Raw genomic sequence first — 22,433 nt, 5'->3', positions numbered from 1 at the left:
TCGAGAAGGAGTTCCGCCATGCCACACACCGTCGAACAGCCCAGTTCGAATGTTCTGAAGGCGCTGAAAGGGAAGCACGTTCTGATTACCGGCACCACCGGTTTTCTGGGCAAGGTGGTGCTTGAGAAGCTGGTCCGGGCCGTGCCGGACATTGGTGGTATTCACCTGCTGATTCGTGGCAATCGCCGCCATCCCAACGCGCACGACCGGTTCCTTAACGAGATTGCCTGTTCCTCTGTGTTCGAACGCCTGAAGCTTGATGATCCGGACGGGTTCGACGCCTTCATCGAGCAAAAGGTGCACTGCGTTACCGGCGAGGTTACGGCGCCACATTTTGGTCTGACCGAATCCCGTTTCGAGCAGTTGGCGGACCGCCTCGATGTTGTGATCAACTCTGCGGCGAGCGTCAACTTCCGTGAGGAGTTGGACAAGGCACTGGAGATCAACGCCCTGTGTCTGCGCAATATCGTTGACCTGTCGAAAACGGGTGGACAGATTCCCGTCATCCAGGTCTCCACCTGCTATGTCAACGGTATGAATGCCGGTCAGGCGCATGAGGATGTCGTGCGGCCGGCCAAGGGGAATATCGCACGCGGTGACGACGGTCTGTACGAGGTGGAAGAGCTGATCCACCTCCTCCAGGACAAGATTGCGGATGTGAAGTCCCGTTATTCCGGCCAGGTACTGGAGAAGAAGCTGGTTGAATTGGGCATCCGCGAGGCCAACCGTTACGGCTGGAGCGACACCTACACCTTCACCAAGTGGATGGGCGAACAACTATTGGGCAGGGGGCTCCAGGGGTCGCCATTGACCATCCTGCGCCCGTCGATTATCGAGAGTGCGCTGGAAGAGCCAGCGCCGGGCTGGATCGAAGGCGTCAAGGTGGCAGACGCTATTATCCTGGCATACGCTCGCGAGAAGGTTGCCCTGTTCCCGGGCAAGCGTAATGGCATTATCGACGTTATTCCTGCCGACCTGGTCGCCAACAGTATTATCCTTTCCATGGCGGAAGCGCTGGTCGAGCCGATCCAGCACCGGATCTATCAGTGCTGCAGTGGCTCCGGCAACCCGATTACGCTGGGCGAGTTCATCGACCATCTGATGGTGGAGGCGAAGGAAAATTACGCATCGTATGACCGCCTGTTCTATCGCCGCCCGCGCAAACCGTTTATCGCCGTCAACCGCCGCCTGTTCGGTGCCGTGATCACCGGTGCGCGGATGCCGCTGCAGGTCATGAATCAGGCGATGAAGCTGATCGGGAGCGAGCGGGAAATGCGTTCCCTGCGCAACATCGATACCACCCTATCGCTGGCGACCATCTTCGGTTTCTATACCGCGCCGGATTATATCTTCCATAACGACCGACTTTTGGAATTGTCCCAGCGCATGGGCGAGCATGACCAGGCGCTGTTCCCGGTGGATGCCCGTCGGGTGGACTGGCCGACCTACCTGCGCAAGATTCACATGGCCGGTCTTAATAAGTATGCGCTCAGCGAGCGTAAACTCTACCGACTCAAGACCCGCAAGGAACGCAAAGCGGCCTGAGTCTTCTGATACACCCCGGGTCCGCGCGACCTGGGGCTTTCTCCTACCAGTGTCTTCCCCCTCCGTTACAGCGGGCTTCGGCCAGTGTCCAGGTTTGGGTCTGCATCCCGAACCGTTATGCTGATACAGTGATATCAAGTCTTCCAGGAGTCTTGCTGGCCCATAACGGAGTCACGCCGGAATCACTCCCGAGGGGCATAAAGTTTCGCAATAATAGGACGTTAGTCTAATTCAACCGGCCTGTTGTGCCGTGGTGAACTATCGGACTAAATATAGTGGTCTGTCCTTAGAAGAAAAAGCACGCACGTCAGGGTAGGCCCGGACCCCAGGCTGGCATAGCCGCCTGATGAGTGCCTCGCACAGGCGTTTCAGCGGTTCCAGAGATTCCAATAACGACAAACGAAAAGCTGATCCACAAATGAAGGGGAGCACGATGACAGAACAACATCAGCAAGTTTATCCAGTGACTGAGTCGTTCAAGAAACAGGCACTGGTCGATCGCGCGAAATACGATGAGATGTACGAGCGCTCCATCAAGGACCCGGAAGGTTTCTGGGGCGAGCACGGCAAGCGGCTCGAATGGAGCAAACCCTACACCAAGGTCAAGAATACGACCTACGACTATGACAACCTCTCCATCAAGTGGTTCGAGGATGGGGAGCTGAATGCTTCGGTGAACTGCCTGGACCGCCACCTGGAAAAGCGTGGCGACCAGACAGCCATCATCTTCGAAGGGGATGATCCCAGCGTCTCCCGTCATATCACCTACCGCGAACTCCACGCGGAGACCTGTAAGTTCGCCAACGTCCTCAAGACTCTCGGCGTCAGCAAAGGCGACGTGGTTACCATCTACATGCCGATGATTGTCGAGACGGCCGTAGCCATGCTGGCCTGTGCCCGCATCGGCGCGATCCATTCGGTGGTCTTCGGCGGCTTCTCGCCGGAAGCCCTGGGCGCCAGGATCCAGAACGGCAAGTCCCGCTTCGTCATTACCGCCGACGAAGGTGTTCGCGGTGGTCGCACCATCCCGTTGAAGAAGAATGTCGACAAGGCGCTCGAAAGTGACAAGGTGCCGGATGTTGAGCGCGTGGTTGTCGTGACCCGTACCGGTGGCGATGTGCCCTGGGACGAGAGTCGCGACGCGCGCTATGAAGACCTGATGAAGAGTGCCTCGGCGGATTGCCCGGCAGAGCCGATGAACGCGGAGGATCCGCTGTTCATGCTCTATACCTCCGGTTCCACCGGGGCGCCGAAAGGGGTGCTGCATACCACCGGCGGCTACCTGGTCTTCGCTGCCATGACCCATGAGTACGTCTTCGACTATCACGACGGCGACGTCTACTGGTGTACTGCAGACTTTGGCTGGATCACCGGCCACAGCTACATTCTCTATGGTCCGCTGGCCAATGGTGCCAAGACGCTCCTGTTCGAGGGGGTCCCCAGCTATCCGGATACCTCGCGAATTGGTCAGGTGGTCGACAAGCACAAGGTTAACACGCTCTATACGGCGCCGACGGCCATTCGTGCATTGATGGCGGAAGGTGAGTCCTGCATGGCGAATTCCTCCCGGGACAGTCTGAAGCTGCTGGGCTCCGTGGGCGAACCCATCAACCCGGAAGCCTGGGAGTGGTACTACCGGGTAATCGGTAACGCCAAGTGTCCGATCGTGGACACCTGGTGGCAGACCGAGACCGGCGGCATCCTGATCAGCCCGCTGCCCGGCGCCATCGACCTGAAGCCAGGTTCCGCGACGTTGCCATTCTTCGGCGTGCAGCCAGCGGTAGTGGATAACGATGGCAATGTCTTGGAAGGCAAGACCGAGGGTAACCTGGTCATCCTGGACAGCTGGCCTGGCCAGATGCGTACCATCTACGGCGATCATGAGCGCTTCAAGCAGACCTACTTCAGCACCTATAAGGGCCGCTACTTCACCGGTGACGGCGTGCGTCGCGACGAAGATGGCTATTACTGGATAACCGGGCGTGTGGATGACGTGCTGAACGTCTCCGGTCACCGTCTGGGCACCGCCGAGGTGGAAAGTGCGCTGGTGGCGCACGAAAAAGTCGCTGAGGCGGCGGTGGTGGGTTATCCCCACGAGATCAAGGGGCAGGGTATCTACGTGTACGTGACCCTGGTTCATGGTCAGGAGCCAACCGATGAGTTGCGCAAGGAGCTGGTGCAGTGGGTGCGTAAGGAGATTGGCCCGATCGCTTCACCGGATGTCATCCAATGGGCGACAGGTCTGCCCAAAACCCGCTCGGGCAAGATCATGCGTCGGATTCTGCGCAAGATTGCCGCCAATGAGCACGATCAATTGGGTGATACCTCCACGCTGGCCGACCCGGGCGTGGTCGATGAGTTGATCGCCCAGCGCGAATTCAAGAAGTAAGCGCATCGGAAAAGGCCGGGCTCCACCGGGGCCGGCATGACATAGCGTTCGCCTGAAAACGAACGTCCGAAAGCCAGCGAATCGCGCTTGCGCGGTTCGCTGGCTTTTGTATTGTGCGTGCTATCATTTATGTCATACATCGAATCGTGACCTGCCAGGCGCGATTCAGAATAAGAAGGAAGGGGCTCTAACGCTCTTTTCGGTATCACGAAGGAGACAGACTTTCCGATGGTTCAGCAAATTATCATTGCCGATGATCACCCGTTGTTCCGGGCGGCCCTGCGCCAGGCAGTATCCGAGGCAGTGCCCGATGCCGAGATGGTGGAAGTCGACAGTATCAAGACACTCCAGGCTGCCGTGGAAGAGCATCCGGACGCAGACTTGGTGCTGCTGGACCTGAATATGCCCGGGGCGCATGGTTTCTCCGGACTGGTGTTCATGCGTGGGCAATACCCCGGGCTGCCTGTGGTGGTGGTTTCGGGTTCCGAGGAGTTGCAGGTGATGCGCCGCTCCATCGATTACGGTGCTTCCGGCTTCATCCCCAAATCTGCGCCGCTGCCCGAAATCACCGAAGCCATCCGTGAAGTGCTCAATGGCGAGGTCTGGTTGCCGGCGGGTGTGGCCGAGAAGTTGGATCGTATGCAAGCAGATGTCACCGATTTTTCCGACAAGCTGGCCTCGCTGACGCCGCAGCAGTTCCGTGTTTTGGGTATGCTGGCGGAAGGTCTGCTCAATAAGCAGATTGCCTACGATCTGGATGTGTCCGAGGCCACGGTCAAGGCCCATATCACCGCGGTGTTTCGGAAGCTGGGTGTGCGTAACAGGACCCAGGCGGTAATTGCGATCCAGCAGATGGAGATCGATCCGTCCGATACCTCGTTGTCGGGTAGTTGATTAGCGCCCCCTAGCGCAAATTCCATAGCTTTGACGCCGCCTGCCCGGGCGGCGTTTTCGTTTGTTGGTTTGCTAAGCTCATTCCTCAACCTCGAGTCATGCAGGTCGGGTTCACCTGACCTGCGAGATGCGTCTTGCCCATCCCCAGCGATCACCTCTCACCTCTAAGCCATCGCTTTCCAGTCCAGGCCTATTTCGGTACACGCGTACGCTGTTCAGGTGTCTATCTCATAATTATGTCTCCACCTGTAACGCGCTCTAGGTCTGGCTTCATGCCTCTGTCATGGAAAATTTATCTAATGGCCATTGAACTGTCACTGGCTCTTCTGTAAATTCAGCTAACAATTGTACGCTGAAATGCAGGAGAGACCCCGTGAATGCGGCCGTAAAACCCGAATCTATCCGTTCCGCCAGCTTTGGCAAGCAGGACGAGCGTGCGCTGCGCGATCAGATGCGAAAGGATCTGCCAGCGGATACCTTCAAGACGCAGACCTGGCGCATCATCTGGTTCCTACCGTTGCAGTTGGTAATCTGGGGTGGGATTGCGACCATACTGATGGCTGGACTTCCGTGGTATGCCAACCTGGTATTGGGACTCGTCGTGGGTCATACCATCGGTTCCCAGGCCCTGCTGGCGCATGAGGTGCTACACGGTGCCATGGGTATGAGTCGGGGATGGCAGAATTTCTTTGGCTGGCTGGGTTTCGGTCCGATGGTTGCGCCGCCGGAGTTTTGGCGCAAGTGGCACAATTCCATCCACCACGCCCACACCAACATGGGCGACACCGATCCGGACAGCTTCGGCACCCTGCGCCGTTACAAGGCCGATCCGAAGCAGAAGAAGTTCCCCAAGCTGGCGCCGGGGTCAGGCACCTGGTATAGCCTGCTGTTCCTGACCTATTCCTTCACTATGCATGCCCAGATCGTATTATGGAAACAGGCCAAACGACGCAAGCAGTTCCGCGGCTTCAACCGCCGCAAGGCAATCATTCAGTCCATGCTGTGCGTGGCCGGTTGGCTGACCCTGGCGGTGATCTCGGGGCCGTTGGCGATCTTCACGGTGGTGATTCCGTTCATGATGGCGAATGTTTTGGGGCAGGGTTACATTCTCACCAATCATTTCCTGCGCCCGCAGACGGAGACCAACAATCCGTTGGACAACTCCATGAGCCTGCGTACGCTGCCCGTCCTTGATCGGTTGCACTTCCGCTTCAGCCACCATATCGAGCATCACTTCTTCCCGAAGATGCCATCGAACAAGGCGCCGCGTCTGCGCGAATGGCTGGAAACGCACTATCCGGAGCGTTACGTGGCGCCGACCCACTGGCAAGCCATCAAGCTGTTGTATTCCACGCCGCGGGTTTACAAGACGCCGACTGAGCTGGTTGATCCGAACAAGCCGGAACGCACGTTCGATCTGCTACCGCTGCAGGTCGAGATGAGCGCTGCGACTTACAAGGCGGCCAAAGGCGCGTGATCAGCCGCCGGTAAGGCCGCGTATCAGCGCGCCGATACCGGCGATGCTCGCGATGCCCAGGATCAGCGGCCGCATGGCCGCAAAGGGGAGGCGCTGAACCAGTAGTCCCGACAGCAGGAAGCCGGCCACGACCCCCGGCAGGGTATAGGCAAATAGCTTGAGCTCGATCAGCCCGAGCCGACCTGCCGGGATCAGCGCAACGATGCTGGCGCAGCTGGAAAACAGGAAGAATGCCGACATATTGGCCCGCACGAGCGGGCCTTTTTCGTTCTGGTAGATCATGGCGACGGGGGGGCCGCCGACTGCGACCGTGGTGCCCATATACCCGCTGGCCGCTCCCGCAATCACGCTGTTGCGTGTGTTGAGCTGTGGCTTGAGGCCGGCAACACTGAGCAGGACACCAAACAGGATCAGCCCGCCAAACACCAGGTCAAAAGCCCGGCCGGTTATGTAGGCCAGGGTCAGCCCGGCCAATACCGTTCCAACGATGCTGCCGCCGATGGCAAAGCGCACTTCACGGAAACGGATACTTGCCCGGTTTCGCAACAGCAGCAACACGGTGAGGACGACGGCGTTCACCACGAGGGGGCCAGGAACGAACAGCGGGCTGATCAGGAATAGCAGCGGTGCGGAGAGGGTACCAATGCCATAGCCGGCGATGCCCTGAAGGCAGCAACCCGCAAGCAGGAAAAGATTGGCGAGTATGAAGTCGAGGAGTGTCAGTTCGTCCACGATTATTCGGCCGGTACCAGGATCAGTTTGCCCGGAACCACCTTGACGCCGACCGGTGCCATGCCCAGCAATCGCTGTCCAAGGCTTTCCTCGTCAAGTCTATAGACGGGTACGGTTTCCAGCCATTGGGCAACCATGCGCATGACATTGTCGGTCACCGGTTTCAGGTCCCCCTTGAACATTGACGACTCGACGCGGCTGTCGAGTAACTGGAGGCGGCGGATGAAAACGGCTTTCTGCTCGCGGTCATAGACGGGAGCGCCTTCGACTTTTAACGCCAAGTCTACCGGCAGGCGGGCCAAGAACGCGTTGACGGATACCTGGCCTTCGATTTCGAGCACGGCAACTTCGCGGCCATCCGGACCCAGTGTGATATCGGCATGGCTCAGTGATACGCTCAGCGGTGAGCCTGCCTGGAGCTGTTGCCGGTCGAAGTCCGCCACGGCATTTTGCAGGTAACCTTCGAGGGTGTTTTCGCTGATCGAGTAGGGCGACAAAGAAGCGCAACCGGTCATAACCAGCATGAGAGCCAGCGCGCCCAGCAAACGAATGTGACGGAGCAGCGGGAACTGCGGCATGTAAGGATACTCCATATCGGCATCGGGATTAGCCCGGGTATGGTGGTCGGGCGTATAGCAGAAGCGTGCTTTGCGGCGCTTCGGGCAGGTATAGGTTTTGGTGCCTAATGGTACGGGCTCGGAAAAGCGACACCAAGTTACAGTTGATCAAGGGCAACGCATGGAAATGAATACAGGTGGGCTAACGGGGCCATTCGGCGCCATCGCCTTCGACCTCGATGGAACCCTGGTGGATTCCGGTCTGGATTTCTTCGCCATTCGCGAGGAGCTCGGTTTCCCCCAGGGTATTGGGTTGTTGGAGCACATTGCGACCCTGTCCGATCCCGCCGCGGTAGCGCATGCCCATGCGGTTATACATCGTTTCGAAATGGCCGGGGCCAGGCGAGCGACATGGATGCCGGGAGCGCAGGAGCTACTGCTGCATTTAAAGGCGTTTGATGTGCCTGTTGCGATCCTCACCCGCAACAGCCGCGAGGCAGTGGCGGCTACGGACGCGGCTCTTGGCCTCGGGATCGAGCTGATCCTGACCCGGGACGATGCGCCTCCGAAGCCGGACCCTGGGGGCCTGGCGCTCATTGCCGAGCAACTGGGCACCGCGCCGGATCGCATGACCTACGTTGGCGACTATGTCGATGACCTTACCGCCGCACGCCGGGCGGGCATGGCGGCCGGCCTCTATCGCAACGAGCGTAATGCCCGTTTTGTCGGGCAGGCGGACTATGTCATCAGGCATTTCAACGAACTACAGCAACTCTGGCGCTGAAAACATCAGTCGTTTTCCGCTTCCGCGCTGACAATCAGCTCGCCATCTTCTTCGAACTGCACGTGAATCAGAATGGGCTGACAGCACACTTGGCAGTCTTCTACGTAGTCCTGGTGGCGTACGGAGGGATCGACGCTAATGTCCAGCGACTCCCAGCAATAGGGGCATTGGATTTGGGCGGGTTCAAGCATGGGTGTCAGATCGTTGCGAGCGCCTGACCATCATGATGATCAGGCGTCGACATTGGATAATAGAAAGAAGGGCATCCAGCTTCAGAACGGTTGCTTGGCCATCCACGGAATGATTCGATCAAAAGCTTCCTCGATCGTCTCTACCGACGCGGAGAAACTGAATCGAAGGGCGTTCTCCGTGTGCTCGCCAAAGGCGTCGCCCGGGACCACGCAGACACCGGTTTCCTTGAGCATGCGCAACGCCAGGTCGGAGCCGTTCACATGCTTGGGCAGGTCCGGGAAGATGAAGAAGGCCCCGCCTGGCTGGTAGCCGGTTAGGTGCGGTGTCTGTGCGACAAGATCCACGATCCGGTCACGCCGCTCCCGATAGATTGACACCATATCCCGAATGCACTGCTGGTCACCGGTCAGTGCTGCGACACCCGCAAACTGCGACGGCGTGTTTGCCACCGACGTGGTGAACATGTGATAGCGCCGCAGCGACTTGATGGTTGCCTGGCTTGAAATTACCCAACCGACACGCAACCCCGCCATGCTATAGGTCTTGGAGAAGCTACTGATGCACATGATGTTGTCCAGGTCCACGCTGCAGCGGAGAACGCTGGCGTATTCCTGGTCATCGAGGATCAGATGGTCGTAGACTTCGTCGCTGAAGATCTGTATGCCGCGGTAGGCGCACTCCTCGACGATGGTTTCGATAGTGCTGCGTGGATAGACCGCGCCCGTAGGGTTGTTCGGAGAGTTCAGCACCACCGCGAAGGTGCGCTGGCCCATGGCCGCGATGACTTCGTCCGGATCCAGCTGGTGGTTGTTCTCGATCCGCGTGGGAATGAACTTCACCTCGCCACCGTTCATACGAATCAGCGGTGCATAGAGCAGGAACGAGGGATCGGTGACGATGAACTGTCGGCCCGGCGCCGCGGTGGCGGACAGTGCCAGGTACATGGCCTCCGTCGCGCCCGACGTAATCAGGATGTTGTCCTTGGTCAGCTTTCGGTCGTAGCGCTTGCCATAATAGTCACGCAGCGCGACCAGCAGCTCGGGCAAGCCGGCGTCCATGGTATAGCCGGTCTGGCCGGCATTGAGCGCATCGATGTAGGCATCGATGACATGTTTCGGTGTCGGCAGGTCTGGCTGGCCAATGGACAGGTGGATCACGTCCTTCATGGTGGCCGCCATGTTGACCATACGCCGGATACCCGGCACCGGGATCGCCTGCATCGATGGATGCCAGCGGGCCTTGGTCTTGCGGTACTTGATCTTGCGCGGAGCGGTATCAGTGGATTGGTTGGGCTTTGCACCGTCGGCCATAAGCATCTCCTGACAGAACACGGGAAGATGTGGAGGCGTCGCCGCACGCGCCGCAGCGGTTTTGTAAAGCAGCGGACTCCGTAAGAGAGCCCCGGGATTGGCGGCTCTTCAGGTGACACAGACATGCAAACTGCGTTCACTCTGGCAGATTAGTTTTTAAACGCAGGCGGGGCAAGCCCACCACATCAGTAATCTTGCGTAATTTCGCGATGGATAGATCGGCTCCGGTTGACCCGGGCAAAGCGGGCTTACACACTCAAGTGATGGAAGGGGCGGGTTGTGCCAGCACGTTATGCGGTGAACCGGCACGACTTCTGTCGCCAAGGAGATGCATCCACCACTGATGAGGCCCACTATGACGCGCGAAACAGATAAGCCGATCGTGACTGTTCTCACTGCCCCCGATGAGCCGGAGCCGCCCGGCATGGAGGCGGTTCGGGAGTTGGCGGAGGTTCGCTTTGCCTCTGATGAATCGTCGTTGAAGGAAACCCTACCTGGCACCCAGGTCATGATGGTGACGGACTTCCGTACCGAGGCCCTCGAGGCGGCCTGGCCCAGCGCTGACCGACTGGAATGGATTCACGCGACGAGTGCCGGGGTGGATGCGCTGATGTTTCCGGCGCTGATCGATGGCCCGGTGAAAGTCACTAACGCCCAGGGCATCTTCGATCGCACTATTGCCGAGTACGTGCTCTGTACCATCTTGATGTTCAGCAAGGATTTCCCGCACTCCATTCGTCTCCAGCAGAAACACCAGTGGAAACACCGGGACACGGAGCGCGCCCAGGGCCAGCGCGTGCTGGTGGTGGGGGCCGGTTCCATCGGCCGTCAGATCTCCCGGCTGGTTCGCGCGATTGGTATGGAGTCCCACGGGATCGCCCGGCGGGCTCGGGCCGATGATCCGGACTTCGAGGCTGTCCACAGCAACGATGCCCTGGACGAGCAGTTGGCACTGGCGGACTACGTGGTGGTGGCGGCGCCGCTAACCCCGCAGACGGAGGGGCTGTTTGAACGCCGTAAGTTCCAGGCGATGAAGAAGGAGGCGCGGTTCATCAATATTGGCCGCGGGCCCATCGTCCGTACCCATGACCTCGTGGATGCGCTCAAAGCGGGTGAGATAGCCGGTGCCGGCCTCGATGTCTTCGAGGAAGAACCACTGCCTGAAGACCATCCCTTGTGGGGCCTGGAAAACGTGCTGATCACCGCCCATATGGCCGGCGATTTCATCGGCTGGCGCGCTGCCCTGACCGAGCAGTTCGTGGATAACTTACAACGCTGGAAGGCGGGCGAGAGTCTGTTTAATAACGTAGACAAGAAACTGGGCTACGCCGCAAAATAGCGCGGCGTAGCCAACCGTTTCGTTCCCTTTATCCCTTCATCCGCAGGCGCACGGCCTGACCGATTTCCACTGTCTTGCGCCGTTCGCCGCCATGGGCGGCAAGGTCTGCGGCCATGGCGTTATAAAGGGTATCGGCGGCGTGCTGCAACTTTTCATCTTCGTCGTTGGCCAGCCACTGCAACATTCGCGCGGTGGTAAAGAGCATGGCAGTGGGATCCGCAAGGCCTTGGCCGGCAATGTCCGGTGCACTGCCGTGGGTCGGTTCGAACATGGATGGCATCGAGCGGTCGTCCGGGTTCAGGTTGCAGGAGGGCGCAACGCCCATACCGCCGGATAGGACTGCCGCCAGGTCGGTCAGGATATCGCCTTGAAGGTTGCTGGCGACCACTACGTCGAACGCCCAGGGTGCCTGGACAAATTTCATGCAGGCGGCGTCTACCAGTTCGTGGTGGGTGGCGACATCCGGGTATTCGGTAGCGATGGCCGCCAGAGCTTCGGTATACATATCTCCCCAGTAGCGCAGGGCATTGCGCTTGGTCACCAGGCAGACCTGGCTCTCGCAGGTACGGCCATCCAGGGTCTTGAACTGGCGCGGTTTACCATCGGCGGAGCGCGTCGCAGCGCGGGCCCGGGCCTGCTCGAAGCCGTAGCGGATAATCCGGTCGGTGGCGCGGCGGGTAAAGACTTCCATCTGCGTGGCGACCTCATCGGGGCTCCCGGGCCGCAGTCGGCCACCCTGGGCCACGTATTCCCCTTCGCTGTTTTCGCGAATCACCAGCATATCGATATCTCTGGCTCGATCATCAGCCAGGTACTGGCGTGCGCCGGGCAGAAGGCGCGCCGGACGTTCGCAAACCCACTGGTCGAAGCCTTTGCGCATCTGCAGCAGTGGTGCGAGGGAAATGCTGTCCGGTAGCAGGTGACGGTTGGGGTCGGTCATCGGACCTGGATCGCCCAGGGCGCCAAGCAGGATGGCGTCGAAGCTGCGCAGTTGGTCGAGGGCGTCCTCGGGCATGACCTCGCCGTGCTTTTCATGCCAGCGGTGGGACGGCCAGTCGAAGATTTCCCACTCCAGATCCAGTTGGAACTGATCGCGAAGGTCCTGCAGGCAGGCCACCGCCTGATCGATCACTTCCGGTCCTATCCCGTCCCCGGGCGTGACGGCGATTCGCTTGGTTGTAGTCATGTTCGACTCCTGTAGCTGGGATGGCGCCGAGGAATCCCCCGGCTCGGGATGTCCTTCAGTGTAAACGTGTGTGAAACCTGTGCCAGTCTTGTAGCTACTATTGGGGGAAATGCTAAGGTGAGACCAATGGGTATCTACCCGCACTGACTATCGGAGGCTATTTGAATCAGCCCGCTATCCTTTTCGATGAATCCCATTGCGAGCAATGTGCCTGTGGCGAGGGTCTGGAGTTCGGTATCTCTTTCGCGTTCCAGCCTATTATCGATGTCGAATCCCGCTCAGTTCTGGCGTATGAAGCCTTGGTGCGGGGTACGGAAGGGCAGGGAGCGGGTGAGGTCCTGGCGCGGGTCAACGAGCGTAACCGGTATGCGTTCGACCAGATATGCCGTGTCAAGGCGGTCAAGCTTGCGGCGAAGCTGAATATGCAGACGGCCCTGAGCATCAACTTTATGCCCAACGCTGTGTATCAGGCTGAGTACTGTATTCGGACCACCCTGGCGGCGGCCAGGACATACAATTTCGATACGCGCCGGATTATCTTCGAGGTTATCGAGGCGGAAGCCCTGACATCCGCCGAGCACCTGACCTCGATTATCGATACCTACAAAGAGATGGGCTTCCAGGTGGCCCTGGACGATTTCGGCACCGGCTTTTCCCGCTATAACCTGCTGGTAGCCAGCCCGCCGGATCTTCTGAAACTGGATATGGGGCTGATCCGCGATGTCGATCACGAGCCCAATAAGCAGGCCGTTATCTGCGGTATCATCACCATGATGCAGAAGCTGGGGGGCCGTATTATCGCAGAGGGTGTGGAAACCGAAGCGGAATACGCTTGGCTCCGGGATCAGGGCATTACGCTGTTCCAAGGGTATCTCTTTGCCAAACCTGGTTTCGAGCACCTGCCCGAACCCTGGTATCCTTCCGAATCCTAGCTGCCTCTTGATCGGGACTTCTTCTTTCTTATGGCCTATCGCGCTGTTGTCGTTCTCGCCGGCATCCTGCTGGTTGCTGCACTCTATGGTTTGATCTGGCTTTTCTCTCGTTATTTTCTGCGTAAGCACGGGGTCGAGGAGAACCTTGCCGACCGCAGTACTATCCTCGCGACCTGGACGTTTGCCGGTGTGGCTGTAGGGCTGGTCTTCGTAGTGTTCGGTGCGTTCGTGCTTGGCCCGTGGGCGTTCTACCGGACAGCGCGGGCACATCAGGTGCCCGTTTCTGATGCGGCCGCTGTGGGCTGGGGCTTTGTGATTGTGGCGATCAGTCTGTTAATGGCTGCTGGGGGCTTGGCCGCTCTCCTCTCTATTGTTGGGGCTCTCTAAGCCAATTTTGGATCTTGAGTTACGAGGTAGGAAGCGGATGGAGACCATCGCTTCCGTCGGATTGGATGGCCTTCCCGAGTGTGCTGTCCGGCTCATTCGTTAACCTACTGCGCGCTTCTGAGGGCTTTGGACAAGGCGCTGCTCTGCAGGCATGGTGGCTCCATGTCAAAGAGCAGCAACGCAGAGCCAAAGCCCTCAGAAGCGCGCCCGAAGGGAGGCCCTGAGAATCTGGCTAGCGGCGTTGCAGCGACTCGATGTGGAACCACCACACCTTCGCCGCTGCGCCTTGCTTTCCAGATTCTCAGGGTCTCAGTAGGCTAACGAATGAGCCGGACAGCACACTAGCCAATCCGAACGAGTGACATCCCTGTCCCTCTCTCCAGCGATGGTCTCCATCCGCTTCGATCTGGCTACTTGAATACTGCTTTCCCCGTAAACCGAGACATGGCGAAACGTAGGTTGGGTTAGCTTCGCGTAACCCAACAACCTCTCTTTCTTTTTGCTGTTATGGCGCCCACCTTGAACTGCTTTGTCGGATTACGCGTTGCTAATCCGACCTACGTTTAATGGTCAAATCGCCGCCACTTGATGCAACTGTTCCCTGAACCACAACAACGCGGGTTCCTTTTCATACGCCTTATGCCAATACAGATGCACATTGAGAGGCGGCATATCGGTCGGCAAGGGCAACACACGAATATTCGACTGCTGCTCGATCATCCTGGCGTAAGTCTCCGGCATCGTTACCAGAAGATCCGTGGTCTCGGCGACCCGACAGGCCGCATAATAATGCTGGCAGCGTAGTGCTATTCGCCGATGCACGCCGAGTCGTGAGAGCTCGAAATCCTCGATGCCTGGCCCCTCCGTCCTGGATGACACGAGCACATGGCGTGCCTCCAGATAACGCTCCAGCGAAAGCCCCTTATCCAGATCCGGCCAATGCGCTCCGGCAATCACCACCAACCGGTCCTTGCGTAGTAATTCATGAGCCGTCTGGTTACTGACCGGCAGCAATACGTCCACGGCGAAGTCCAGCTTGCCGGAGGCCAGTTGGGTTTCCATATCCCGCCGGGCGATGCGCTGGCTGATGACCTCGATTTCCGGATAGGCGCTCAGGTTCACCATCAGTTGTGGCAGGAAGGTCGATTCGAGGATATCCCGCAAGCCCAACGCAAAGCTCTTGTGCTGATGCGCTGGATCGAAGGCGTGGAACTGGTTGACCGCGCTTTGGATCTGGGTCAGGCCGGGACGCATGGTTTCCGCGAAACGCCGCGCCAGGGGCGTGGCGACCATCTGGTTGCCCTGCCGGGTGAAAAGCGGGTCGTTGAAATGTTCGCGTAGCCGCGCAAGGGAATGGCTCACTGCCGGCTGCGTCAGGTGCAGGGCCTGGGCGGCACGGGTCAGACTTCCTTCGCGATAGATGGTGTCGAACACGTGCAGCAGGTTGAGGTCGAGGCGGTTAGCGGCCATAGATGTGGGACTCGGCTTTATGATGGCTTCTGTATAAGTCCAGTTTATATGAATTGATAAGAATAATTCAGTGGCTTGATGCGGAGCGAGAAACGTAGACTGCGGCTACCCTGATTTATTTGCCAGTAACCGTTGTTCCTACCCACCCGGAGTGACTGCTATGGACTTCAAACCATCTGAGAAAGGCCAGGATTACCTCAAGCGTGTCAAGGCGTTCATGAAGGAGGAAATCTTCCCGATCGAGGCCCGCTACTATGACGATATGGCGGCTCTGGAAAACCGCTGGGTCGAGTTGCCCGTCATCGCCGAGCTTAAGGCCAAGGCCCGGGAGCAGGGGCTGTGGAACATGTTCCTGCCGGAAGAGGAATATGGCTGCGGGCTGCTGAACTCCGACTACGCGCTGATTGCGGAGGAAACCGGTCGCAGCTTTATCGCGCCGGAAATCTTTAACTGCAACGCGCCGGATACCGGCAATATGGAAGTGCTGATCAAGTACGGCTCTGATGCCCAGAAAGCCCAGTGGCTGGATAAGCTGCTGGCGGGCGAAGTGCGTTCCGCGTTCTGCATGACTGAACCCGGCGTTGCGTCTTCCGATGCGACCAACATGGCCGCGACCGCTATCGTGGAAAATGATGAAGTGGTTCTCAACGGTCGTAAATGGTGGAGCACGGGAATCGGCCACCCCAAGTGCGAAGTACTCATTTTCATGGGGCTGACAGATCCGGATGCGCCCAAGCACCGGCAGCATTCCATGGTCCTCGTCCCCAAAGATACGCCAGGCGTGAAAGTCGAGCGTATGTTGCCGGTATTCGGTGCATACGATGAGCCGTACGGCCACGGTGAAGTCAGTTTCGAGAATGTACGCCTGCCCGCGAGCGCAATCATCGCCGGACCGGGCCGTGGTTTCGAAATTGCCCAGGGCCGTTTGGGCCCGGGACGCGTTCATCACTGTATGCGTGCCATCGGCGCTGCGGAGCGTACGCTGGAACTGATGATCAAGCGCGCCGTTTCCCGGGAGGCGTTCGGCAAGCCGCTCGCAAAGTTGGGGGGCAATCCGGACATTATCGCCAACGCGCGCATGGCCATCGAACAGGCCCGTCTGCTGACCCTCAAGTGTGCGTGGCTGCTGGATACCCAGGGCGTTATGGGCGCGCTGAGTGAAGTGTCGATGATCAAGGCGGTGATTCCGCAGATGCTGCAGACCATCGTCGACAACGCCATCCAGATCCACGGCGGCGCGGGTGTCAGCGATGACGACTTCCCGCTGACCCAGTTGTTTGCCTACGCCCGGGTGTTACGCCTGGCGGATGGCCCGGACGAGGTGCATCGCGGTATGGTGGCGAAACTCGAACTGAAGAAATACGCCGGTAAATAACCCGGCGTCCGACTGACAGGAAAACAACCAAATGTCCAAACGCGTTTTTATCACCGGTGGCGCCAGCGGCCTGGGTCGAGCCTTGGCCTTGCGTTACGCCCGCGAGGGTGCTCGGGTCTGTATCGGCGACATCAATCCGGAACAGGGTGTCGAGGTTGAAAAGGAAATCGCTGACGCCGGTGGCGAGGGGCTCTTCCTCCCCTGCGACGTGCGGCGCATCGGTGACCTGGAAAAAGTCCGCGATCAGCTGGTGGAAAAATGGGGCGGCGTCGATGTCGTCGTCAACAATGCCGGCGTGGCCTCCAGCGGCAGTATCGAAGGCTCGTCCCTGGGCGACTGGGAATGGATCCTGGACATTAACGTCATGGGCGTCGTGCGAGGCTGCAAGGTCTTCACGCCACTGCTAAAGAAACAGAAGCAGGGCACGTTCATCAATGTAGCTTCCATGGCTGGCCTGATGCTGGCGCCGCTGATGAGCAGCTACAACGTGTCGAAGGCGGGCGTAATCGCACTGTCCGAGACGCTCAGCATGGAATTGCGGGATGATGGCATCAAGGTGTGCTGTGTTTGTCCGGCCTTTTTCCCTACGAACCTGACCAGCTCCATGCGCTCGGAGCTACCGGGTATGGATCTCAACGTCAACAAGCTGATGAAGCGCTCCGGCGTCACCGCCGACGATGTCGCCGAGGATATCTTCCGTGCAGCGCAGAAGGGCGAGTTCTGGGTGCTGCCCCACGTCAAGGAACGCCGCATGTGGATTCTCAAGCGCCACGCGCCCTGGGCCTTCGACTGGCTAATGCACCAGGAGAGCAAACGCTGGATCCGCAAATTCGGTGGCACCGCCTGAATTGGCGGCCGAAAACCCTCGAAGGAGATGTGCCAATGACACAGATCGATCAGGCCGTAGACATCCGTGAAGGCGAAGAGCTGGATGCTGGCGCCGTCGACCGTTTCATGAAGCAGGCGATGCCGGAACTGGAGGGCGAACCCAGCATCCGCCAGTATCCCGGCGGCGCCTCCAACCTGACCTATCAGGTGGACTATGGCGACCGCTCGTTCGTGCTGCGCCGTCCGCCGTTCGGTCACATTGCCAAATCCGCTCACGATATGCTGCGTGAAGCCAAGGTGATGCGGGCACTGAAGCCGGTCTATCCCTATGTGCCGGAGATTATCGCCATCTGCGACGACCACGATGTCCTCGGTTGCGATTTCTACGTGATGGAGCGCTTCAAGGGCATCATCCTGCGCCAGGATTTTCCCAAGGGATTCGAGTTGTCCGAGGCCGACACCCGCCGCCTGTGCCTGAACGTGATCGACAAGCTGGTCGACCTGCACAAGGTTGATCCGGTGGCGACCGGGCTCGATCACCTGGGCAAAGGGCCGGGTTACGTCCAGCGCCAGATCGGCGGTTGGAGCAATCGCTTCCGCAAGGCCCGCACCGAAGACGTGGGCGATTTCGAGGCGGTGATGAGCTGGCTCGACGACAAGATGCCGGAAGATATTGCCCAGTGCGTGATCCACAACGACTTCCGTTTCGACAACGTGGTGCTCAACCCGGACAACCCGTTCGAGGTGGTGGGCGTGCTCGACTGGGAAATGGCGACGATCGGCGATCCGCTGATGGACCTGGGCAACAGCCTGGCCTACTGGATCCAGGCGGATGACGAGCAGCAATTCCAGATCCTGCGCCGCCAGCCCACCCATCGGCCGGGCATGCTGAGCAGGGACGAGGTGGTCGAGTACTACATGGAGAAGTCCGGCTACGTGGTCGACCGATTCGACTTCTATGAGATCTACGGCCTGTTCCGGCTGGCGGTGATCATCCAGCAGATCTACTACCGCTACTACCACGGCCAGACCCAGGACAAGCGCTTCGCCATGTTCGGCCATGCTGCCAACTACCTGGAAAAGCGCTGCCAGCGGCTGATTGACGCGAGTACCTTGTAATGGCCAACCTCTACCTTATCCGCCACGGTCAGGCCAGCTTCGGCAAGGCCGACTACGATGCCCTGTCCGAGCGTGGCTGGGAGCAGGGGCGTGTTCTCGGGCGCTGGCTCAAGGGCAAGGTCAGCCCGACAGCGGTGTTCGCTGGCGACATGCGCCGCCACCGGGAAACCGTCGAGGCGATCACCGAGGGGCTGGGGCAGTCGCTTCCGGAATTGCAGATCAACCCAGGCTTCAACGAGTTCGACCACGAGACCGTCGTGCATACCCTGAAGCCGGAGTGGGCAGACCGGGAGGTCATGGCCCGCGATCTGGCACGCCACGAAAAACCGGCGAAGGCTTTCCAGTTGATGTTTGTGGAGGCCGTCGAACGTTGGGTAAGCGGGCAGTACGACAGCGATTACCCCGAAACCTGGTCGGATTTCTGTACCCGCGTGAACGCCGCCGTCGAGGATGCCCTGGGCAATTCCGGCGGGGGCGACGTGTTGGTTGCCAGTTCGGGCGGTCCGATTTCCGTCGTAATGCAAGCGCTGCTGGGACTGGACGACAAGCGGGCCCTGGAACTGAACCAGGTGATTGCCAATACCAGTGTGACCCGCATCCTGTTCTCAGGCCATCGGCGGAGTCTGTCGGTGTTTAACAATTACGCCCATCTGGAAGACGGCGCGCCGGAACTGGTGACTTTCCGCTGAGAGTGAAGCGCTATTGATCGGGCGCCTTCGGCACCTCAGAAGCTAAAGCTTCTGCTACACACTCCGGGCCGACGCGAGCACGTAGCCGACGCTTCAGCTTCTGGGCAGCCCGTAAGGCTGCTGCTTTTTTGTAATTGGCGGGCAAAGCACCGTGCATCGGGCGCCTTCGGCGCCTCAGAAGCTGAAGCTTCTGCTACACACTTGGGGCTGACGCGAGCATGTAGCCGACGCTTCAGCTTCGGAGCAGCCCGTAAGGCTGCTGCTTTTTCGTAATTGGCGGGCAAAGCACCGTGCATCGGGCGTCTACGGCCCCTCAGAAGCTAAAGCTTCTGCTACACACTCCGGGCCGACGCGAGCACGTAGCCGACGCTTCAGCTTCGGAGCAGCCCGCAGGGCTGCCGCTTTTCGTTATGGGCGGGCGAAGCACTGTGTATCGGGCGCCTACGGCACCTCAGAAGCTGAAGCTTCTGCTACACACTCCGGGTCGACGCGAGCGTGTAGCCGACGCTTCAGCTTCGGAGCAGCCTGCAAGGCTGCCTCTTTTTCGTTGTTAGCGGGCAAAGCACTGCGCATCGGGCGCCTACGGCCCCTCAGAAGCTGAAGCTTCTGCTACACACTTGGGGCTGACGCGAGCATGTAGCCGACGCTTTAGCTTCGGAGCAGCCTGCAAGGCTGCCGCGGTACTGACGGAGGCCGCCGGGAACGCGCTGTCCGCTTATGTGATGGACTTATAGACAACAATTGGAGCAACCCATGAGTCAGAACGACCTCTTTGATCTATCCGGAAAAGTCGCGTTGGTCACCGGCGCCAGCCGTGGTATTGGTGAGAGCATCGCCCACCTTTTGGCCGCAAACGGCGCCCATGTCATCGTCAGCAGCCGCAAACTGGAAGGCTGTGAGGCAGTGGCGAGCAGCATCCGCGATGCGGGTGGCAAGGCCGAAGCCTATGCCTGTCATATCGGCGAGATGGAGCAGATCGAGGGTATCTGGTCCCACATTCAATCTACCCACGGCAAACTCGACATCCTGGTCAACAACGCGGCGACGAACCCGCATTTCGGCCCAATCGAGACGACAGATGTCGGTGCTTTCCAGAAGACGGTAGACGTAAATATCCGCGGCTATTTCTTCATGTGCGCCCAGGCGGCTCAACTGATGAAGAAGTCCGGCGGCGGGGCTATCGTGAACGTCGCTTCAGTCAACGGTGTCACCCCGGGCCACTTCCAGGGAATCTACTCGATCACCAAGGCTGCGGTCATTTCCATGACCAAGGCGTTCGCCAAAGAGCTGGGCCAGCAGAATATCCGCGTCAACGCGCTACTGCCAGGCCTGACGGATACCAAGTTCGCCAGCGCCCTGACCACCAACGATTCCATCAAGAAGCAGGCTCTGACCCACATTCCCATGCATCGTATGGCGGATCCGGACGAGATGGCGGGTACGGTGCTCTACCTGGTATCGAAAGCGTCCAGCTACACCACCGGCAGCTGCATCAATGTGGACGGGGGGTACCTGACTGTCTAGAGTTTGGCCGGCTATCCAAGGCACGAAACAGCGGACGTCCTAATGGACGTCCGTTTTCGTCTTGACGGGCGCCTGCGAGAAGGCGGTACCGACCGGTGGCTGCAGATATAGCGAGTAGAGCACCTTGTCCAACAGCGCCTGGCCGTTCCAGGCCGGTGAATGGTTCACCATGCCCACCACCGCCCAGGTGGTGTTGTTGGTATCACGGGTGAAGCCGGCTATGGAGCGTACGTCTTCCAGATAGCCGGTCTTGATGCGGCCCAGGCCGGCCATGCCGGTGTTGCGCAAACGGCGATACATGGTGCCGTCCATCGCGATAAGCGGCAGTGAGGTAATTAGGTCGGCGGAGTAGGGGCTTTGCCACGCCGCCTGCAGGACCTGGGCGCCCTGGCGCGCGGTTATACGGCTGTCCCGAGACAATCCCGAACCATTGTCGATCACCAGCCCGTCAGTATCCACGCCATTGCGGCCCAGCCATTCGGTAATGACACGGACGCCGGCTTCACGATCGTCGGCATCTTCCGACTTGCGATACTCGGCGCCAACGGCCAGCAGCAACTGGCGCGCCATGACGTTGTTGCTCCACTTGTTGATGCTGCGGACGGTTGTTACGAGGTCCGGTGACTCCGAGGTGATCATCAGGTTGGCATCGTCCGGCGTTTCGCCGAGCCGTGAACGACCGGTGATCAGGCCTCCCATTTCCGCCCAGACGGTGCGAATGGCGCCGGCGGTATAGTCGGCGGCGGGCATGAGCGACAGGTACTTCGTGGTCCGGCAGCCACGAGGCAGTTTGCCGGTGACCTTGACCGTAACGGTGCCGTCCTCATGGAATATCGGCGCCCAATCGAAGTTGTGCCGTGAGCGACAGGGGCCTTCAGGCAGCGCCTTGACCTGATTGTCGATAATCACGGCATTCAGGGCGGGCGTCGCCCAGGCCGTCGTGCCGCGTGCATCGGCCCGAACCTGGAAATGAATCAGGTTGAAATTGGTCAGGTACGCCGAGGGCTCCACCAGGAACGGCGCGTAGTCGTTATCGCCGTTGTCGTCGAACCGGGGCAGGCCGTTGGGGAGGTTGAACACGCTACCGTCAAGGATCAGGTCACCCTCGATGGTGTCGATGCCCATACCCCGCAATTCCGACAAGCTGGACCACAACCGTTCCAGACTGAGGTTGGGGTCACCGGACAGTTTGACGTAGAGATTGCCCTGGAGGGTGCGGCCGACCGGCTCACCATCGGTATAGAAATTGGTTTGCCAATGATAATTGGGCCCAAGAATTTCCAACGCAGCATAGGTGGTCACCAGCTTCATGATGGAGCCGGGACTCATCTGCGCGTCGGCATTGATAAACTGGGGCAGGCCGGGACCATTCAGCGGAACGGCGGCGACGCTCATGGCGTCCTCGGTCTGCATCGCCTTCATCGTGGCGTCAACGATATTTTCTGACCAGGGGGACGGTAAACGGCCCTCTGCATGAACCACTGCCGTCCCAATCAGGACGAGCAGCGACAACGCGACACGCAAGGGGACTACCGGACCACATTTCCGTCGGAAAGCGGCGGATAGCATTTATTTTTTCCTTCTTGGCGAACGTCGAGAACACAGCGCAACAGTCCTTCTAAAATAGCGCAAAATGTAGGGTGGCGCCTATGACCGAATTTTATACATAGCGTTAAGAAGGAGTACTAACTTCATCTTTTGTGG

General features: G+C 59.2%; 20 protein-coding genes. 13 read left to right on the top strand and 7 right to left on the bottom strand.

Annotation, left to right across the window (positions count from 1 at the left end; translation table 11 throughout):
• The first annotated feature begins 18 nt into the window (after positions 1–18).
• From RE428_RS17135 to RE428_RS17120, 4 genes are all read left to right on the top strand, one after another.
• A complete protein-coding gene (locus RE428_RS17135) occupies positions 19–1,545 on the top strand; it encodes a fatty acyl-CoA reductase (RefSeq protein WP_004583161.1) in 1,527 nt (508 codons plus the stop codon).
• 433 nt (positions 1,546–1,978) lie between these two features.
• Positions 1,979–3,934: an acetate--CoA ligase gene (acs, locus tag RE428_RS17130; RefSeq protein WP_004583160.1), complete on the top strand. Its 1,956-nt coding sequence runs from the start codon at positions 1,979–1,981 to the stop codon at positions 3,932–3,934.
• A gap of 228 nt (positions 3,935–4,162) precedes the next feature.
• The gene (locus RE428_RS17125) at positions 4,163–4,828 is read left to right on the top strand and encodes a LuxR C-terminal-related transcriptional regulator (RefSeq protein WP_004583159.1); all 666 of its coding nucleotides are present in this window, start codon (positions 4,163–4,165) and stop codon (positions 4,826–4,828) included.
• 373 nt (positions 4,829–5,201) lie between these two features.
• Positions 5,202–6,305, top strand: a complete 1,104-nt coding sequence (locus RE428_RS17120) for a fatty acid desaturase family protein (protein WP_004583158.1) — start codon at positions 5,202–5,204, stop codon at positions 6,303–6,305.
• Here RE428_RS17120 and RE428_RS17115 read toward each other — a convergent pair whose 3' ends face one another.
• A complete protein-coding gene (locus RE428_RS17115) occupies positions 6,306–7,037 on the bottom strand; it encodes a sulfite exporter TauE/SafE family protein (RefSeq protein WP_004583157.1) in 732 nt (243 codons plus the stop codon). It abuts the gene before it with no gap.
• A gap of 2 nt (positions 7,038–7,039) precedes the next feature.
• Positions 7,040–7,615 carry a YceB family lipoprotein gene (locus RE428_RS17110; RefSeq protein WP_004583156.1) on the bottom strand — a complete coding sequence of 192 codons (576 nt, stop codon included), beginning with the start codon at positions 7,613–7,615 and terminating at the stop codon, positions 7,040–7,042.
• 160 nt (positions 7,616–7,775) lie between these two features.
• On the opposite strand from RE428_RS17110, the gene RE428_RS17105 reads away from it, so the two are divergent.
• A complete protein-coding gene (locus tag RE428_RS17105) occupies positions 7,776–8,378 on the top strand; it encodes an HAD family hydrolase (protein ID WP_004583155.1) in 603 nt (200 codons plus the stop codon).
• A 5-nt stretch (positions 8,379–8,383) separates the two neighbouring features.
• Here the strand turns inward: RE428_RS17105 and RE428_RS17100 are convergent, their stop codons facing one another.
• Together RE428_RS17100 and RE428_RS17095 are read right to left on the bottom strand one after the other, a co-directional pair.
• Positions 8,384–8,569 (bottom strand): CPXCG motif-containing cysteine-rich protein, encoded by a 186-nt coding sequence (locus RE428_RS17100; protein ID WP_004583154.1) that lies wholly within the window; start codon positions 8,567–8,569, stop codon positions 8,384–8,386.
• Between the two features lie 81 nt (positions 8,570–8,650).
• Positions 8,651–9,880 (bottom strand): pyridoxal phosphate-dependent aminotransferase, encoded by a 1,230-nt coding sequence (locus RE428_RS17095; protein WP_004583153.1) that lies wholly within the window; start codon positions 9,878–9,880, stop codon positions 8,651–8,653.
• Between the two features lie 355 nt (positions 9,881–10,235).
• Between RE428_RS17095 and RE428_RS17090 the strand changes: the two genes are divergently transcribed.
• Entirely contained in the window at positions 10,236–11,219 is a 984-nt protein-coding gene (locus RE428_RS17090; protein WP_004583152.1) for a D-2-hydroxyacid dehydrogenase, read from the top strand.
• A 28-nt stretch (positions 11,220–11,247) separates the two neighbouring features.
• Here the strand turns inward: RE428_RS17090 and RE428_RS17085 are convergent, their stop codons facing one another.
• A complete protein-coding gene (locus RE428_RS17085) occupies positions 11,248–12,405 on the bottom strand; it encodes an isocitrate/isopropylmalate dehydrogenase family protein (protein WP_004583151.1) in 1,158 nt (385 codons plus the stop codon).
• Between the two features lie 161 nt (positions 12,406–12,566).
• Here RE428_RS17085 and RE428_RS17080 point away from each other — a divergent pair, with 161 nt between their 5' ends.
• Both RE428_RS17080 and RE428_RS17075 read left to right on the top strand, forming a co-directional pair.
• Positions 12,567–13,337 carry an EAL domain-containing protein gene (locus tag RE428_RS17080; RefSeq protein ID WP_004583150.1) on the top strand — a complete coding sequence of 257 codons (771 nt, stop codon included), beginning with the start codon at positions 12,567–12,569 and terminating at the stop codon, positions 13,335–13,337.
• 30 nt (positions 13,338–13,367) lie between these two features.
• The gene (locus RE428_RS17075) at positions 13,368–13,724 is read left to right on the top strand and encodes a hypothetical protein (protein WP_004583149.1); all 357 of its coding nucleotides are present in this window, start codon (positions 13,368–13,370) and stop codon (positions 13,722–13,724) included.
• A gap of 570 nt (positions 13,725–14,294) precedes the next feature.
• On the opposite strand, the gene RE428_RS17070 is transcribed toward RE428_RS17075, so the two are convergent.
• Positions 14,295–15,194: a LysR family transcriptional regulator gene (locus RE428_RS17070; protein WP_004583148.1), complete on the bottom strand. Its 900-nt coding sequence runs from the start codon at positions 15,192–15,194 to the stop codon at positions 14,295–14,297.
• Between the two features lie 160 nt (positions 15,195–15,354).
• Here RE428_RS17070 and RE428_RS17065 point away from each other — a divergent pair, with 160 nt between their 5' ends.
• The 5 genes from RE428_RS17065 to RE428_RS17045 all read left to right on the top strand — a co-directional run bounded on the left by RE428_RS17065 (position 15,355) and on the right by RE428_RS17045 (position 20,729).
• Positions 15,355–16,569, top strand: coding sequence for an acyl-CoA dehydrogenase family protein (locus RE428_RS17065; RefSeq protein ID WP_004583147.1), 1,215 nt, complete (start codon positions 15,355–15,357; stop codon positions 16,567–16,569).
• A 31-nt stretch (positions 16,570–16,600) separates the two neighbouring features.
• Positions 16,601–17,416, top strand: a complete 816-nt coding sequence (locus RE428_RS17060; protein ID WP_004583146.1) for an SDR family oxidoreductase — start codon at positions 16,601–16,603, stop codon at positions 17,414–17,416.
• Positions 17,417–17,451: 35 nt separating this feature from the next.
• Positions 17,452–18,516, top strand: a complete 1,065-nt coding sequence (locus RE428_RS17055) for a phosphotransferase family protein (RefSeq protein ID WP_004583145.1) — start codon at positions 17,452–17,454, stop codon at positions 18,514–18,516.
• Positions 18,516–19,205 (top strand): histidine phosphatase family protein, encoded by a 690-nt coding sequence (locus RE428_RS17050; RefSeq protein WP_004583144.1) that lies wholly within the window; start codon positions 18,516–18,518, stop codon positions 19,203–19,205. The genes RE428_RS17055 and RE428_RS17050 overlap by 1 nt, the downstream gene beginning before the upstream one ends.
• 753 nt (positions 19,206–19,958) lie before the next feature.
• On the top strand, positions 19,959–20,729 hold the full coding sequence (locus RE428_RS17045; protein ID WP_004583143.1) for an SDR family oxidoreductase: 771 nt from the start codon (positions 19,959–19,961) through the stop codon (positions 20,727–20,729).
• Between the two features lie 39 nt (positions 20,730–20,768).
• Here RE428_RS17045 and dacB read toward each other — a convergent pair whose 3' ends face one another.
• The gene (gene dacB, locus RE428_RS17040; protein WP_004583142.1) at positions 20,769–22,298 is read right to left on the bottom strand and encodes a D-alanyl-D-alanine carboxypeptidase/D-alanyl-D-alanine endopeptidase; all 1,530 of its coding nucleotides are present in this window, start codon (positions 22,296–22,298) and stop codon (positions 20,769–20,771) included.
• Between the last annotated feature and the right edge of the window lie 135 nt (positions 22,299–22,433).

Origin of the sequence: Marinobacter nanhaiticus D15-8W (assembly GCF_036511935.1) — a bacterium.
GTDB classification, from domain to species: domain Bacteria; phylum Pseudomonadota; class Gammaproteobacteria; order Pseudomonadales; family Oleiphilaceae; genus Marinobacter_A; species Marinobacter_A nanhaiticus.
Note: the sequence above shows the minus strand (reverse complement) of the source record. Positions and strands in the feature narration are given on the sequence as shown.

Coding starts and splice junctions, on each gene's coding strand:
- RE428_RS17090 (WP_004583152.1), top strand. CDS start 10,236: ATGACGCGCGAAACAGATAAGCCGATCGTGACTGTTCTCACTGCCCCC.
- RE428_RS17125 (WP_004583159.1), top strand. CDS start 4,163: ATGGTTCAGCAAATTATCATTGCCGATGATCACCCGTTGTTCCGGGCG.
- acs (WP_004583160.1), top strand. CDS start 1,979: ATGACAGAACAACATCAGCAAGTTTATCCAGTGACTGAGTCGTTCAAG.
- RE428_RS17105 (WP_004583155.1), top strand. CDS start 7,776: ATGGAAATGAATACAGGTGGGCTAACGGGGCCATTCGGCGCCATCGCC.
- RE428_RS17110 (WP_004583156.1), bottom strand. CDS start 7,615: ATGCCGCAGTTCCCGCTGCTCCGTCACATTCGTTTGCTGGGCGCGCTG.
- RE428_RS17095 (WP_004583153.1), bottom strand. CDS start 9,880: ATGGCCGACGGTGCAAAGCCCAACCAATCCACTGATACCGCTCCGCGC.
- RE428_RS17075 (WP_004583149.1), top strand. CDS start 13,368: ATGGCCTATCGCGCTGTTGTCGTTCTCGCCGGCATCCTGCTGGTTGCT.
- RE428_RS17100 (WP_004583154.1), bottom strand. CDS start 8,569: ATGCTTGAACCCGCCCAAATCCAATGCCCCTATTGCTGGGAGTCGCTG.
- RE428_RS17135 (WP_004583161.1), top strand. CDS start 19: ATGCCACACACCGTCGAACAGCCCAGTTCGAATGTTCTGAAGGCGCTG.
- RE428_RS17045 (WP_004583143.1), top strand. CDS start 19,959: ATGAGTCAGAACGACCTCTTTGATCTATCCGGAAAAGTCGCGTTGGTC.
- dacB (WP_004583142.1), bottom strand. CDS start 22,298: ATGCTATCCGCCGCTTTCCGACGGAAATGTGGTCCGGTAGTCCCCTTG.
- RE428_RS17055 (WP_004583145.1), top strand. CDS start 17,452: ATGACACAGATCGATCAGGCCGTAGACATCCGTGAAGGCGAAGAGCTG.
- RE428_RS17065 (WP_004583147.1), top strand. CDS start 15,355: ATGGACTTCAAACCATCTGAGAAAGGCCAGGATTACCTCAAGCGTGTC.
- RE428_RS17060 (WP_004583146.1), top strand. CDS start 16,601: ATGTCCAAACGCGTTTTTATCACCGGTGGCGCCAGCGGCCTGGGTCGA.
- RE428_RS17050 (WP_004583144.1), top strand. CDS start 18,516: ATGGCCAACCTCTACCTTATCCGCCACGGTCAGGCCAGCTTCGGCAAG.
- RE428_RS17085 (WP_004583151.1), bottom strand. CDS start 12,405: ATGACTACAACCAAGCGAATCGCCGTCACGCCCGGGGACGGGATAGGA.
- RE428_RS17070 (WP_004583148.1), bottom strand. CDS start 15,194: ATGGCCGCTAACCGCCTCGACCTCAACCTGCTGCACGTGTTCGACACC.